Consider the following 14,396-nt stretch of genomic DNA (forward strand, 5'->3'; position numbering starts at 1 on the left):
TTAGATTTAAGGAGCTTATTCCATGTCCAGGTTTTTCATAAACAGACCCATCTTCGCCTGGGTTATCGCCATCGCCGTCATGCTGGCTGGCCTGCTGGCCATGAAGTCGCTGCCGGTCTCCCAGTACCCGCCCATCGCGCCGCCGCAGATCTCGATCAACGCCATGTACCCGGGCGCCTCGGCCCAGACGGTTCAGGACACCGTGACCCAGGTGATCGAGCAAAAGATGAACGGCATCGACAACCTGATCTACATGTCCTCCACCAGTGACTCCGCGGGCGCGGTCTCCATCAACCTGACCTTCAGGGCCGGGACCGATCCGAACATCGCCCAGGTGCAGGTGCAGAACAAGCTGCAACTCGCCACGCCGCTTCTGCCGCAGGTGGTGCAGAAGCAGGGGATCCAGGTCGTCAAATCGACCCGCAACTTCCTGATGATCGTCGGCATCGTCTCCGAGGACGGCAGCCTGAACCGCTACCAGCTGACCGACTACATGGTGTCCAACGTCCAGGACATCGTGAGCCGTATCGAGGGCGTGGGCGAGGTGACCGTGTTCGGTTCCCAGAATGCGATGCGCATCTGGTTGAACCCTGAAAAACTCAACAATTACAAGCTGACCCCGGCCGACGTCACCAACGCGCTGCAGGCCCAGAACGCGCAGGTCTCCGCCGGCCAGTTCGGCGGCATGCCGGCCATGCAGGGGCAGCAGTTAAACGCCACCATCACGGCGCGCACCCTGTTGCAGAACCAGGAGCAGTTCCAGGAGATCGTGCTGCGCACCAACCCCGACGGCTCCACCGTGAAGCTCAGGGACGTAGCCAAGATCGACATCGGCACCGAGAACTACGACACGCTGGCACGCTACAAGGGCAAGCCGGTGGCCGCCATGGCGCTGCGCCTTGCCGCCGGCGCCAACGCGCTCGACACCGCGGAGCGGGTCAAGACCAAGATGGCTGAGCTGGAGAAGTTCTTCCCCGGCGGTGCCAAGGTGGTCTATCCCTACGACACCACGCCCTTCGTGAAGATCTCCATGGAGGAGGTCGTGAAGACCCTGATCGAGGCCGTGTGCCTGGTCTTCATCATCATGTTCCTGTTCCTGCAGAACATCAGGGCGACCCTGATCCCGACCATCGCGGTGCCGGTCGTGCTCCTGGGTACCCTGGGGGTGCTCTTCGCAGCGGGCTTCTCCATCAACACCCTGACCATGTTCGCCCTGGTCATCGTCATCGGCCTCCTGGTCGACGACGCCATCGTCGTGGTCGAGAACGTGGAAAGGATCATGACCGAGGAGGGGCTTTCACCACACGACGCCACGGTGAAGTCGATGGGGCAGATCACCTCGGCCCTGTGGGGCATCGCCACCGTCCTTTGCGCCGTTTTCATCCCGATGGCGTTTTTCGGAGGCTCCACCGGCGTCATCTACCGCCAGTTCTCCATCACCATCGTCTCCGCGATGATTCTGTCGGTTTTCACCGCCCAGATCCTGACCCCGGCCTTGTGTTCCACCCTCCTGAAGCCGGTCGTCAAGGGTCATGAGGCCTGCGAATCGGGCTGGTTCTGCGGCTTCTTCCGCTGGTTCAACAAGATCTTCGACAAGGCACGCCACAAGTACGAGTCCATCGTGGGCAACTCCTTCAGGAAGCCCCTGCGCTACCTGGCCTTCTACGGCTTCCTGGTCGGCATTATGGCCTTCTTCTTCCTGCGCCTCCCCACCGCGTTCCTACCGGATGAGGACCAGGGCTTCATCGTCTGCCAGATCCAGCTTCCGGCCGGCGCCACCCAGGAACGCACCCTCAAGATGCTCGAGAAGGTGGAACAGCACTTCATGGAAAACGAGAAGAAGAGCGTCGACTCCCTGATCACGGTGGCGGGCTTCAGCTTCGCCGGCCGTGGCCAGAACATGGGCCTCGCCTTCGTGAAGTTGAAGAACTGGAAAGAGCGTCCCACCCCGGACCTGAAAGCCCCCGCCGTAGCCGGCCGCGCCATGGGTGCTTTCTCGAAGTTCCGCGACGGCATGGCCTTCGCCTTCTCGCCGCCGGCAGTGGTTGAGTTGGGCCAGGCCAACGGCTTCGACTTCCACCTGCAGGACCGCGCGGGCCTTGGGCACCAGGCGCTCATGGACGCCAGGAACCAGCTCCTGGGCATGGCGAGCCAGAACAAGAAGCTGATGGCGGTGCGCCCCAACGGCCAGGACGATACCCCGCAGTTCAAGCTGAACATCGACGACGTCCGCGCCGGCGCCCTGGGGGTGTCGCTCGCTGACATCAACAACACCCTGGCCACGGCCTGGGGTTCTTCCTACGTCAACGACTTCCTGCAAAACGGCAGGGTCAAGAAGGTGTACCTGCAGGCCGACGCGGCCTACCGCATGGTCCCCGAGGACATCAACAAGTGGTACGTGAAAAACGACAAGGGAGAGATGGTCCCCTTCTCCGCCTTCGCCACCGCCAAATGGGAGCACGCCTCCCCGCGTCTTGAGCGCTACAACGGCATCCCCAGCACCGAGATCATGGGTAACGCCGCCAAGGGGATCTCCACCGGCGAGGCGATGGCTGAGATGGAGGCCATGGCCGCCAAGCTCCCCGCCGGGATCAGCTACGAGTGGACCGGACTCTCCTACGAGGAGAAGGCCGCCGGCAAGCAGGCGCCGGCCCTCTACGCCATCTCGCTGCTGGTCGTCTTCTTGGCGGTCGCGGCACTGTACGAGAGCTGGACCATACCGTTCGTCAACTTGCTCATGCTCCCCCTGGGCCTGGTCGGCGCGGTGACCGCGGTAACGCTCAGGGTGCTCCCGAACGACATCTACCTGCAGATCGGCCTTCTGACCACCGTGGGCCTCTCCACCAAGAACGCCATCCTGATCATCCAGTTCATCAAGGACCAGATGCACCAGGGGCACGAACTAGTCGAGGCGACGCTCACCGCGGTAAAGATCAGGCTGCGTCCGGTCATCATGACCTCGCTCGCCTTCTTCTTCGGCACCTTGCCGCTCGCGCTCACCAAGGGGGCGGGCGCGGGAGCGCAGAACGCCATCGGCACCGCGGTCACCGGCGGTCTGTTGTCGGCGACCTTCATCGACCTTATCTTCATACCGTTCTTCTTCGTCTTGGTGACGAAGACGTTCACCAAGAAGCACGGATCGGCCAAGAAAGCCGCTGCCGCTGCGGAGGTGCACTAGCATGACACGCACGATAGCCAGACCACTTGCCCTGGCCGCCTTCCTGTTCCTGGGAGGATGCGCCTCAATGGCACCCAAATACACCCAGCCGGCCCCTCCGGTCGCCAATAACTGGCCGGCAGGTCCGGCCTACAAGGCGGAGCCGGTGGCGCAGAAGCCGCTGGCCGAGATCCCGTGGCAGGAATTCTTCGTCGAGCCGCAGTTGCAGAAACTGATCACGCTCGCCCTGGACAACAACCGCGACCTCAAGGTGGCCGTGCTGAACATGGACCGCTACCGCGCCCTGTACCAGATCAGGCGCGCCGACCTCCTCCCCACGGTGACCGGTGACGGCGCATTTTCCGTCAGGAAGACGGCGGACGACCTGACCCAGAACGGCAACGGCGGCGTCGGCCACTCTTACAACGTCTCGGTCGGCATCAGTTCCTACGAGTTGGACTTGTTCGGCAGGATCAGGAGTCTGAAGGACCAGGCCCTGGAGCAGTACCTCGCCACCGAACAGGCAAGGCGCGGCGTGCAGATCACCCTGGTATCCCAGGTGGCCAACGCCTACCTGACCCTTGGCTCCGACCTGGAGCGCCTGCTACTTGCCAAGGATACCCTGGCCAACCAGCAGGAGTCCTACCGGCTCAGCAAGAGCAGGTTCGAAGCAGGGGTTGCTTCCGCCCTGGACCTGCAGCAGGCACAGACCAGCGTCGACTCCGCCCGGGTGGACATCGCCCGTTACACCACGCTAGTGGCCCAGGATCTGAACGCCCTGGTCCTGGTGGTCGGTTCCGACGTCCCGCAGGATCTCCTGCCCAAGTCGCTGACCGAGGCTCTGACCGCGGTCAGCGACGTGGCGCCCGGGCTTCCGTCCGACGTGCTCCTCTCTCGGCCCGACATCCTGCAGGCCGAGTTCAACCTGAAAGGGGCCAACGCCAATATCGGTGCAGCGCGCGCCGCATTTTTCCCGCGCATCGCCCTCACCACCAGCGTGGGCTTTGGCAGTGATCAGCTTTCCGGCCTGTTCAAGGGAGGCAACCTCGCCTGGAGCTTCGCACCCAGCATCTCCGTGCCGATCTTCGAGGGGGGGCGTAACAAGGCCAACCTCGACGTGGCCCAGGTGGACCGCGACATAGCAGTGGCGCAGTACGAGAAAGCAATCCAGATCGCGTTCCGCGAGGTGGCAGATGCCCTGGCGCAGCGCGGCACCATCGACGAGCAGGTGGCGGCGCAGCAGTCCCTGACCGGCGCCACCGCCGAGACCTTCCGTCTCTCCCAGGCCCGCTACCAGACCGGGGTCGACAGCTACCTCAACGTCCTGGACGCGCAGCGCTCTCTGTACGCGGCCCAGCAGAACCTGATCACCACCCGCCTCGCGCGACTGAACAACATGGTCACCCTGTACAAGGTACTGGGCGGCGGTAGCAAGTAAGACACAAAACAGCCCCGGGCCGGTAGCGGCCCGGGGAAGCAGTACCCCGCGCAGGGGGGCGAACTGTGTCGAATCCCCTGTGGCCGAAAGGAGCCCCGTTGTCCCGTGCACGCCTCACTCTCTACTGCTGCATCGCCGCCCTCGCCTTGATCGTCGCCTACTACACACTCGCTCCCGAACCGCAACCGGAGTGGCCGGTCAACCTGGTCCACTTTCTTCTCAAGCACTAGAGTTTCCCCGCGCCGCTGCGCCGTATCCAGCCAGGTCTAATGTGTGACGGTGAGAAAAGATGGTATAACTTAAGCTTGTTGTCGAAATCGGCTTCACGGGGGGACCCCATGCAAGTTTGTCGACCGGCCGCGCGCTTTTGTGCACTCCTCGCAGTTGCAGTCCTGCCCTTATTGCCATCCAGTTCATTCGCTGCTTCTATTCAATCCTTCACCATCTCCTCAGGCACCACCACCAGTTCCTATTACGCAGCGGCCAGCGCCACCGCCAAGATCTTCAACAAAAAGAGTGCGGTGTACGGCATGAGGCTCGCTACCGTCGCTTCGGCGGGGTCGGTAGCCAACATCGACGCCGTGGCGGAGGGGAGGGCGGCCTTCGGCATCGCCGAGACGGAACTCTTGAAGAGGGCGATGCAGGGGGTACGTCCCTGGGAGGGTAAGGCAAGAGGGAAACTGCGGGCGGTGCTCGGGCTCTACCCGGCAACGGTCACCATCGTGGCGGCGGTGGACAGCGGCATAAAGCGCGTCGCTGACCTGAAGGGGAAAAGGCTCAATATCGGCGCTCCCGGCTCCATCGACAACACCTACGCCAATGCGCTGCTGCAGATGTCGGGACTCAACCCCGGTGAGGTGATCAGCTCCCAGCACTCCACGGCGATCGCCCCGGAACTGCTGCAAAAAGGCGACATCGACGCCTATCTCTGCATCGTCGGCCACCCGAACCTGACGGTGCTGGAGGCAAGCGCCGGTGACCGCAAGGTGCTCCTGGTCCCGCTGGACGAAACCCTGATTAAACAGGTGACCGCCAACAACCCGCTGCTCGCGCCGGTGCTCATCCCCATGCGCTTCTACCCCAACGTGCAAGTCAGCGGCACCGTGCAGAGCCTGGGCGTTCGTACTGTCTTGTTCACCTCTGCCGACCAGTCCGACGAGTCCGTGTACCATGTGGTGCGCGAGATCCTCGGCAACCTCGACCTGTTCCGGCGTCAGCACCCCATTCTTCAGGATCTGACACAGGAGCAGGCGGCCCAGGTCACCGTAATCCCCCTGCACCCAGGGGCGGCCCGTTATTTCAAAGAGTCCGGCCTGATCCCCTAGCACCGGCTCTGGGAGGTATCCATGAAACGTTTACTGGCATTGACCCTGCTGATCGTTTCCCTGCTCGCCGACCGGCCTGCCACCGCGGCTCCCCCGCAATCCTATTTCTACCCGTTCGTGAACCCGTACGAGGCGACGGTGATGGAACTCCCGAAGGAATTCGAGGTCCGGCTACCGGACCAGGTCCCGGTTTACGAGTTCGTGATCCGTCCTTTCCCGCACCGGGAGATCCCCGAGGTGTTCTGGTACGAGAAGGGGCTCGCTTGCTCGCTGGTGTACCAGGAACACAAGGCCCCGCTGGTCTTCCTGGTTGCCGGCTCAGGTTCCCGTTTCGACGTGCCGCGCATGCTGAAGTTGCAAAAGGTACTCTACCAGGCGGGCTTCCACGTCATCTCCATCACCTCGCCGACCCACATGGACTTCGTGGTGAACGCGGCCAGCGGACTCCCGGGCATTGCCACCGATGACGCCAAGGACCTGTACCGGGTGATGGACCTGGCCTACCAGAAGGTGCGCGATCGCATCCAGGTCTCCCAGTTCCTGCTTGCGGGCTACAGCCTGGGCGGCTTCGATGCCGCTTTCGTCGCCAAACTCGACGATCGGGAACACCACTTCGACTTCAAGCGCGTGCTCCTGATCAACCCGCCGGTCTGCCTGTACGACTCGGTTTCGGCGCTGGACCGGCTGCTGGTGCAGAACGTCCCTGGGGGGATGGACAACTTCGACACCTGGTTCCGCGGCGTCTTCAGCGAGACCATGCACCTGACCGAATCGTGGGGACCGGGCGGGTTGAGCGGCGAGTCGATGTACCGCACCTACAAGCGGATGCAGCCCAGCGAAAGCAACCTGGCGGCCCTGATAGGTCTGACGGCGCGCATGAACGCGGCCGACATGATTTTCACCGCGGACGTGATGAACGGGGGAGGCTACATCGTTCCCAAAAACGTCCGTCTCACCTCGACCACCTCGCTCACCCGCTACGCAACCGTTGCCTACAAGACCAGCTTCATCGATTACTTCGAACAGTGGCTGTTCCCGCATTACCAGAAGATGGAGCCGGGCCTGACCCGCGAGGAACTGCTGCGGCGGGAAACCCTGCGCTCGCTCGAGGGATACCTGAAAGGATCCGGCAAGTTCGGGCTCATCCACAACGAGGACGACATCATCCTGGTCCCCGGGGACATCGAGTACCTGGAACGGGTTTTCGGCGACCGGGCCTGGATCTTCCCCAGCGGCGGTCACATGGGCAACATGTTCCACCCAGACGTCGTCTCTGCCATCACCGGCTTTCTCAAAGGGAAGGAGGAGTGATCATGAAAAACTACAGAGATCACATACCGTGCTCGATGGCTTATGCAACAGCGAAACGGAGCGCCGGTTTCCTTACCAAGGGAAGCCTCCTGGTGCCGCTGCTGGCTGTGCTGCTGCTCTCCGCCTGCAGTACCGCGCCCATAGTGACCGGTCCGGTCGAGCCGCCGCTCAGGCGCTACGAGGACCTGGTCAAGCCCGGGCAGCCCAACATGCTGGACGTGAAGGATTCCGTGGAGGGGTTCAACCGCGGCAGCTACCGGTTCAACTATTACTTCGACGAGTACCTCTATCGCCCGATTGTGCGCGGGTACGAGTTCATCACGCCCAACTACGTCGAGGACCGCGTCTCCGACGCGATCGACAACCTCGGTGAAATTACGAACTTGACTAATAATCTCATGCAGTTCAATCTCAAGGCCGCCGGCATCACGGTAAGCCGGTTCGTGATCAACTCGACCATCGGCGTGGGCGGCCTGTGGGATCAGGCCAAAAAGATGGGGCTCAACCGTCAGACCGAGGATTTTGGGCTCACGCTGGGGCATTACGGCAGCGGCAGCGGCACCTATCTGATGCTCCCGGTGCTGGGCGCCTCCAACGTCAGGGACACCACGGGCCTCGTGGCGGATGTGGCCACTTCGAACTACCTTGGCCCGGTGGCATGGATCAACGACAGCACCTTCACCTATGCTTATTCCGGCATCTATGCCGTGGATCGCCGGCACCGTATCCCTTTCAGGTACCGCCAGACCGGGTCGCCCTTCGAATACGAGTTGATCCGGAGCCTGTACACCATGAAGCGCGACTACGACATCGGTCAGACCGGCGAGGTCAAATAAGTACGGAGGCAGCAGTTGCTAAGATTTTTCCAGTCCATCTTCCGGCGCGGCACCAAGGGAGGTGCCGTGCCCGACGCTCTGGTCAACAAGGCCATCGAGCGCGCCGTCGACGGCACCGATCCCTGGATCCGTGCCGTTTTCTCCTACAAGAAAAAGCTCCGCCCCGCCGTCGTCCATGCCATCGGCCACGTCATCGCCCTCGTGGACGGCACCGGCCCCATCCTGCCACTCGACCCACAAAGCTACGACAACAATGCCAACCTGCGCACCTATTTCGTAACCGCCTCCGAACTGGGGAATTTCCTGGAGCATGAGCCAAACCTTGCCCAGTTGCGCGGCAAGCGGGCCGGACTGCAGCATGGCGCGACTGCGCTCCTGCTCATGGAAAAACGGGAGCGGCTGATGCTGGGCGCATCGCTTTCCGGGGACGTGGTGCTGCGCGACGTGCCGCAGGTGACGGTTAGCTTCGAGGGACACCGGCTCATGGACCTGAACGGCAACGAGGAGGAGACCCGCTATCAGTTGAAGCGCCGGGCGTACGACCACCTGCTGCGCATAGCCCTCGGGCGGATCACCGAGCTGAAGGCCAAGCGGGGCAACCTGGAAAAGCACCGTACCCTGCTAAACTCCAAGCTCTCCCTGCTGCAGCGCGGCGGTTTTGGATTCGATCCCCGTTCCGGGGGCGAGACCGATGTGGCGGGGCTGGAGAATAAGCTTGCCGAGATCGAGGCGCAGCTCCTGGCGATGGGGAAGGACGACAAGATGCTGGAGGTCTACCTAGGTGTGGTGGCTGACGTGCTGGGGCGGGCCGAGGAGTATCTGTGGGTGGGGAAGGAAACCCTGATCGTGGACCGGATGGGGGTGAAGCGCAAGGAAGCGGGCGCCGATGCCCGAGAGGTGACCTTTGACGTGTTGTGCGACGCGGAGGGGAGGCGGCTGGTGGCTGCCCTAGTCAGCATCCCGGCCTAAGGGGACTGGCTCCGCCAGGTGCCTGTCCCCTTAAAACCAACGATGGCAAACCAAGCCCCCGGCGGTATTAGACGCGGGGGGCTTGGTTTATGCCCGCTCCTGTTCTGGATCGAGGATCACGCAACGCAGTCCCAGCCCTTCCAGCGCCGGTCCGCAGCAGCCGTTGCAGGAAAGACACAGAGACTTGCCCCGGTCTCCTTGGTGCCATCTCCTGACCAGGTCCGGTTCGCCAATCAGGGGGCGGCTCAGCGCAATGAACTGTGCCTCTTCCCGCTGCACCAACTCCTCCGCCACCTCGAAGGAACGTATCCCCCCCACCAGGATCAGCGGAATCCCCATCCGTTGCTGGTACTCCTGGGCGGCGCCGTGGTAGTAGACTTCGTGCTCCCGGCTGGTCAGCTCGCCAAGGCGCGCCGGGATCAAGTCATTGGAAAGGGGGGTGCCGCCGGAAAATTCGATGGCATCAACCGAGGCACGCTCCAGCATTTTGGCGACCCGCAGCGCCTCCTCCGCCCCCATGCCGTCCTCGAGAAAATCATCGGAATTCATCTTCACCAGAATGGGGTAATCCTTGCCCACGCGCAACCGCACCGCATGGACCACCTCCAAGAGCAGCCTGGCGCGGCTCTCCAAGGAACCGCCGTAGCCGTCCTCGCGCCGGTTAAACGCAGGGGAGAGGAATTCGCTCAGCAGGAAGCCGTGTGCGGCGTGCAGCTGCACCGCGTCGAACCCGGCCGCTTTCCCCCGGGCCGCCGCATCGGCAAAGGCCGAGATCAGTGCCTCGAGCTCGGTGCCGGTCAGCGCCTGGTTCAGTGGGCCGTCGCTCGAAGGGACGCGGGGACGCTCACCGGTCAGCTCTTCCGACGAAAAGCGGCCGGCGTGGACGAGCTGCAGCGCGATCTTGCCACCGGCCGCATGAACGGCAGCGGCCATGCTGCGCAGTCCGGGCAGGAAGCGGTCGTGCCAAGCCGCCAGTTGCCAGGGGGTGGATTGCCCCCCCTTGGTGACGAAGGCGTAGCCTGAGATGATCAGGCCGACCTCGTTTTGCGCCAGTTCGACCATCATGTCGGTGAGCCGCTGCGTGACCGAGCCGTCCTGGTCCGCCAGTCCCTCCCACGTCGCCGAGCGTAGGAAGCGGTTTCCCAGCCGCAGGCTCCCGATACAACTTTCCTCGAACAGTTGTGCCATCATTTGCTCCTTGTTGCCGGGGATTGATCCACGTAGACCGTGGCGCTGCCCCTGGCTCCGGTCCATACATGCAACCTGCTGAATAAACCACGAGTGTTGTCGAATATTCTCTAATGATGTTGCTGCCTGGTCAGTTCACCCACGAAAAAACAGTCGGTTACAAGTTGGCACGCTCGATGCTTTTAGTTAGACAGAAGCGCAACGACGCGCTACAAAAAAAACTTGATCAAGGAGGATGTAACGATGAAAAAGAAACTTTTGGTCCTTATGGCAGTATCCCTTTTCGCGGCGGCAACCCCGGTCCTGGCTGACGAGGCCAACCACGGCAGCATGCACAAAGCAGGCGACGCACAGTGCGAGAAGGAATGCGCGATGCTCATCAAAGACTGCAACAACCAGGTCGACAGCATCCAGGACAGGATCAGGAAGCTGCAGGTCGCTATCAATGAGCAGGGCGCCAGCACCTACACAGTCGAAGAGCTGAAGATCCTCAAGAAGAAACTGCAGGAAGCCAACGACACGCTGCGCGTGCTGAACAGGCACTAGGCGCGAGTCGGTGCGCCAGGCCCAAGCCTGGCGCGTGGTGATAAGGAAAGGGCGCGTCCAAGAATGGCGGGCCCTTCTTTATTTCCAGTGCCCATCCTGCCAGCCTCATCTGGTCAGTCTATGCGAAGCCTCGTCACTTGTGAGAAAGACGGTGCAACTCAGTAGCTGCTTCTCTTTCTACTTATCGGTTGTGTTTTGAAGAGTTATAGCAATTTCTCGCCCGGATGATATGCGAATTCACTCGCAGCAGATGTGGCAAAGAAAAAGAGTTAGATCCACCTGCTATTCTTCTTCTTTCCTGCGGCCTTTGCGGTTATCTTTGGTCTTTTCCCGGCGCGCCGGGCAGCCGGCCTCAACCCCATCGACGCCCTGCGTCACGAGTGAGGCCCGCACTGTTTCTTCCAGCCCTGGCCAATGAGCTTGCAACACCCACAAAGCGGAGTTCAGGGGCAGCCCTTCGTGCATGGTCGACATGCTTCCACCGGACCATTAGCAATTGGTGTCATGTATAGGGGTGTCTTCTCTGGGAGAGGCTGGTTGCACGATGCTGAAGAAGTCGGGATTCTCCAACTTCTCGACAAATTCGATGACAGCGGCTTCGTCGCCACCAGGTGTGAAAAAGACTTGCCATTCCAGAAGATTGTCCAATTCGTCGGTGATATCCTTCACCTTCACGGCAAGGTTTGTGGTATCGAATTCGGTGTAAAACCATCGGCTCGGGGTTTCTGTGGACAGTACACGCTTACCCGAGAACTTTTGGCTGAACTTGTTGTTTTTCAAGTTGTAGAACAAACTCCTCCCATTGAGAGTGAGAAGCGCAATGTCCTTTTCGGGACAGATCCCGGCTAATACCGAAATACTCATATGCGCGACGGTTGCCGCATTCAAATACTGCTTCACCGCTCGCAACTTGGTATTTAGGACGTTTACGACGCCGTCCCCAAGAGCATAGATCTGGCTTTTGCCCGCGTCGATACCGAGGCAATTGAGCCCATGGCTTGCGCCTATTCTGCTGCACCCTCTCGGCGGGTCCAGGTTGCTCTCCAAAACATGGGTGTAACTTTCAGTAATCGCCACGAATCTGTCCGGCTGGTATGACAGCCGGAAAGCGTCCACGCTCTCGCACGGTGCCTCATAGGTTCTCACCACACTGCTGACGAGGTCGATGGATTGCTTCACGACTCTGAAAGTGCTGCCTTCCCGGATGACGGCGTAGTAGGAATTCTCCTTACTGCACGACATATATATGCCCTCAAATGATGCGCCCTCCACGTACTGGAAGTGCTGATTGATGTCGAAAACAGCCGTGAATCGGCTTTCCTTTTCTGAAAGTGTGGCGCGCCACACAGTGTTGTTGGTTTGAGTGTTCACCAAGAGGAAGACGTCCTTGTCTGGCAAGAAATCTATCACGTCCAGATCCTTGAAGTTAGGCGATCGGTACCTGGTGGCACTCATGCGCCACATGTGGAGGACGACGATGGTCTCTTCATTCTCGCGCAACAGTACGTGCCGGTCGGTGGAGCTGATTTTTTCCAGGCACGGGGCGCATTCCGAGGAAAGATCCACGACCAGGTCCGGCGAAACTGTTATCGGGATCGCTTCGGCGGAAATAGCGAACATTTGCGCAACCTCGTTGTCGAGGTTATCAAGCAACTGTGCCACTAAGGGGGTGGGCAATGTCTTTCTGAGTTGTGCCGCTTTAGTGGAATTTCCCAATACCAGGGCCTCCCGGTAATCCAGTGGGTCCCACTCGCACTCCGTCTCCGGCTCGAGCCGGTGCATTACGCGTTTCGCGTCCTCCTTGTAGTCTGCCCTCTCCGCCGCAGGCAGTAGCGCTAACGGCTTTTGTAGTTGGGCGTAGAGCTTTCTCGCTGTGGTCAACGCGTCGCTTTTTTCCTCCCACTCGTCCAGTTCATCCATCAAAGAAAGCAATTGCTCTGCCTCTCGCCTCGCCTTCGCCGACTCGTGTTCGAAGAGGGTGTCGTAGAGCTCTTTGAACAGAGGGTAGCAGTGAAAATACTGCTGCAGGTCCTGCACCACCTCCCAGCAACCTTCCGCCTGTCCCTGTTGCACCTGCCGTTTGAGTCTGACCAACCTAAGCCACTGCTCCCTGGCATCTCCGTCCGGGAGTCTCCGAAGCCCCTTGTTGTGGCAGAGGACAGAAAAATAAGGAGATATGGCGCAGGCCTGATGGTAATCCGTCTCCTCCCCTTGGCGCGACAGCCAGAGCAGATTGTCGTAGCACTCCTCCCAACGTTCCTGCGCGGCGAGTCCTCGGAGAGTGTCGAGGTGCTTATTCACCGCCTCTTTCTTTTGGCGATTCCTTTCCTCTGCCATAAGATTCCTGATCTGCTCGCCTCTCTCCTTGTCCCGCTCCAGAAGCTGCGCCAGTAAATTGAGCCTTTCGTTACCCTTCCCGCTGGACCCGAATCGTTGCCAGAGATTCTCTACTTCCGCTCCGGTCTTCCTCGACTCAACCTCTCCGGCCAGTTCGCGCGCCTTCTTGAAGTTCGGGTAAAGGGAAAGGGCTCGCTGAAGCAGGGACTGCGCTTGGCTGAGATCGGTGCGGGCGAAGGCCACCTCCGCCTTTTGCAGATAAGGCTCGGCTTCCTTGAGCATGGCCGCCTCTATCTCTTTTCTCAAGCTGGTGTGGGCGGTCACGAATCCCTCTTTTTCGTCTGCCATCTTCAGAAGATAGTAGGCCTTTGACAAGTTCCCATCCTTGAAGGAAATGTCGGCGTAGGCATACAGGGAGCCTTTCTCGAGATCCCCAGGCTCTCCCGATTCGAAAAGAGCCCTCGCCTCGGCAATCGAGCCGTTACCGTAATAGGTCATGGCGAGCAGTTCCCGGACGACCTTGTCCTTAAGCACGTGCTTGGGCTGCGCCAGTAAGAACTCGATAGCCCTTTGGTATGCTCCGATCTGTTCCGTCAAGATCCTCGCGGCTTTTATCAGGGTCGGCAAATCCCCGTGGACAGTGATTCGAATGGCGGCCAGGAGTTCCTCTGCCTGAGGGTACTCGTACTGCTCAAGCAGAAGTTCCGCGTTTCTCAGGGTTTCCTTAGGCGAACCGCTGGCAGTCCGTTTCCTGGATTTCGACCCCTTCGCGTCGTTGTTTGTCGGGGCAGACGCTGCTGCAGAGGGGATGCTGCCTACGGTGTTAAGCGCCTTCATCGAAAGGGCGTTGAGATCTGCATGGCAGGCGTCGATGGAGGGCAGGGTATTGTGCTTGATGAGGATTGTGTCAGTGTTGCAGGGATGAGGCGCCAGGTGAAAAGTTTCTCCGTAGGTCTCCAGAAGCAGGTTTTGCAGCCGATTTTTGATACGGTAGCCAAACTCCCTGTCAGTCTCGGGAAGCTTAAGGCATGTGGGATTCACACGCTTGATCAGTGATATCAGTTCCACTGAGGACGGAATCCGCGCCGAGTCGAGAACGCTCTGGGCAGCCTTGACATACAGTTGCCAACTCATAAGGCCCTCCTTAAATGTATTAAAATATTTTAAGTGTAATGAATTTTTCTCACTGTGCAAGAAACATCCTTTGCAGTATCTCTCGGCAACGGTCTTGTTTTCTCAGGCCGTTGGCGTTATCTTTGCGGTTCGGACCGCCTCCCGCCCGTCAATTT

11 protein-coding genes are annotated in these 14,396 nt (G+C 60.4%); 8 read left to right on the forward strand and 3 right to left on the reverse strand.

The window, feature by feature from the left end; translation table 11 throughout:
- Nucleotides 1-22: 22 nt before the first annotated feature.
- From JFN90_RS08260 to JFN90_RS08285, 7 genes are all read left to right on the forward strand, one after another.
- Entirely contained in the window at nt 23-3,178 is a 3,156-nt protein-coding gene (locus JFN90_RS08260) for an efflux RND transporter permease subunit (RefSeq protein ID WP_199394645.1), read from the forward strand.
- Nucleotide 3,179: 1 nt separating this feature from the next.
- Complete coding sequence (gene adeC, locus JFN90_RS08265) at nt 3,180-4,595, forward strand: AdeC/AdeK/OprM family multidrug efflux complex outer membrane factor (RefSeq protein WP_199394646.1); 1,416 nt, start codon at nt 3,180-3,182, stop codon at nt 4,593-4,595.
- Nucleotides 4,596-4,693: 98 nt separating this feature from the next.
- Entirely contained in the window at nt 4,694-4,825 is a 132-nt protein-coding gene (locus tag JFN90_RS22380; RefSeq protein WP_268898643.1) for a hypothetical protein, read from the forward strand.
- Nucleotides 4,826-4,933: 108 nt separating this feature from the next.
- On the forward strand, nt 4,934-5,920 hold the full coding sequence (locus JFN90_RS08270) for a TAXI family TRAP transporter solute-binding subunit (protein ID WP_199394647.1): 987 nt from the start codon (nt 4,934-4,936) through the stop codon (nt 5,918-5,920).
- Nucleotides 5,921-5,941: 21 nt separating this feature from the next.
- Nucleotides 5,942-7,231, forward strand: coding sequence for an alpha/beta fold hydrolase family protein (locus JFN90_RS08275; protein WP_199394648.1), 1,290 nt, complete (start codon nt 5,942-5,944; stop codon nt 7,229-7,231).
- A gap of 2 nt (nt 7,232-7,233) precedes the next feature.
- Complete coding sequence (locus JFN90_RS08280) at nt 7,234-8,067, forward strand: MlaA family lipoprotein (RefSeq protein WP_236018914.1); 834 nt, start codon at nt 7,234-7,236, stop codon at nt 8,065-8,067.
- A gap of 15 nt (nt 8,068-8,082) precedes the next feature.
- Nucleotides 8,083-9,036 (forward strand): hypothetical protein, encoded by a 954-nt coding sequence (locus JFN90_RS08285; RefSeq protein WP_199394649.1) that lies wholly within the window; start codon nt 8,083-8,085, stop codon nt 9,034-9,036.
- An 87-nt stretch (nt 9,037-9,123) separates the two neighbouring features.
- Here JFN90_RS08285 and JFN90_RS08290 read toward each other — a convergent pair whose 3' ends face one another.
- Entirely contained in the window at nt 9,124-10,224 is a 1,101-nt protein-coding gene (locus tag JFN90_RS08290) for an NADH:flavin oxidoreductase (protein ID WP_199394650.1), read from the reverse strand.
- A 243-nt stretch (nt 10,225-10,467) separates the two neighbouring features.
- Here JFN90_RS08290 and JFN90_RS08295 point away from each other — a divergent pair, with 243 nt between their 5' ends.
- The gene (locus JFN90_RS08295; protein ID WP_199394651.1) at nt 10,468-10,770 is read left to right on the forward strand and encodes a hypothetical protein; all 303 of its coding nucleotides are present in this window, start codon (nt 10,468-10,470) and stop codon (nt 10,768-10,770) included.
- Between the two features lie 282 nt (nt 10,771-11,052).
- Here JFN90_RS08295 and JFN90_RS08300 read toward each other — a convergent pair whose 3' ends face one another.
- The gene (locus tag JFN90_RS08300) at nt 11,053-11,244 is read right to left on the reverse strand and encodes a hypothetical protein (RefSeq protein WP_199394652.1); all 192 of its coding nucleotides are present in this window, start codon (nt 11,242-11,244) and stop codon (nt 11,053-11,055) included.
- A 15-nt stretch (nt 11,245-11,259) separates the two neighbouring features.
- Nucleotides 11,260-14,241 carry a tetratricopeptide repeat protein gene (locus tag JFN90_RS08305; protein WP_199394653.1) on the reverse strand — a complete coding sequence of 994 codons (2,982 nt, stop codon included), beginning with the start codon at nt 14,239-14,241 and terminating at the stop codon, nt 11,260-11,262.
- Nucleotides 14,242-14,396: the final 155 nt, after the last annotated feature.

Source organism: Geomonas propionica (assembly GCF_016458235.1).
GTDB lineage: Bacteria > Desulfobacterota > Desulfuromonadia > Geobacterales > Geobacteraceae > Geomonas > Geomonas propionica.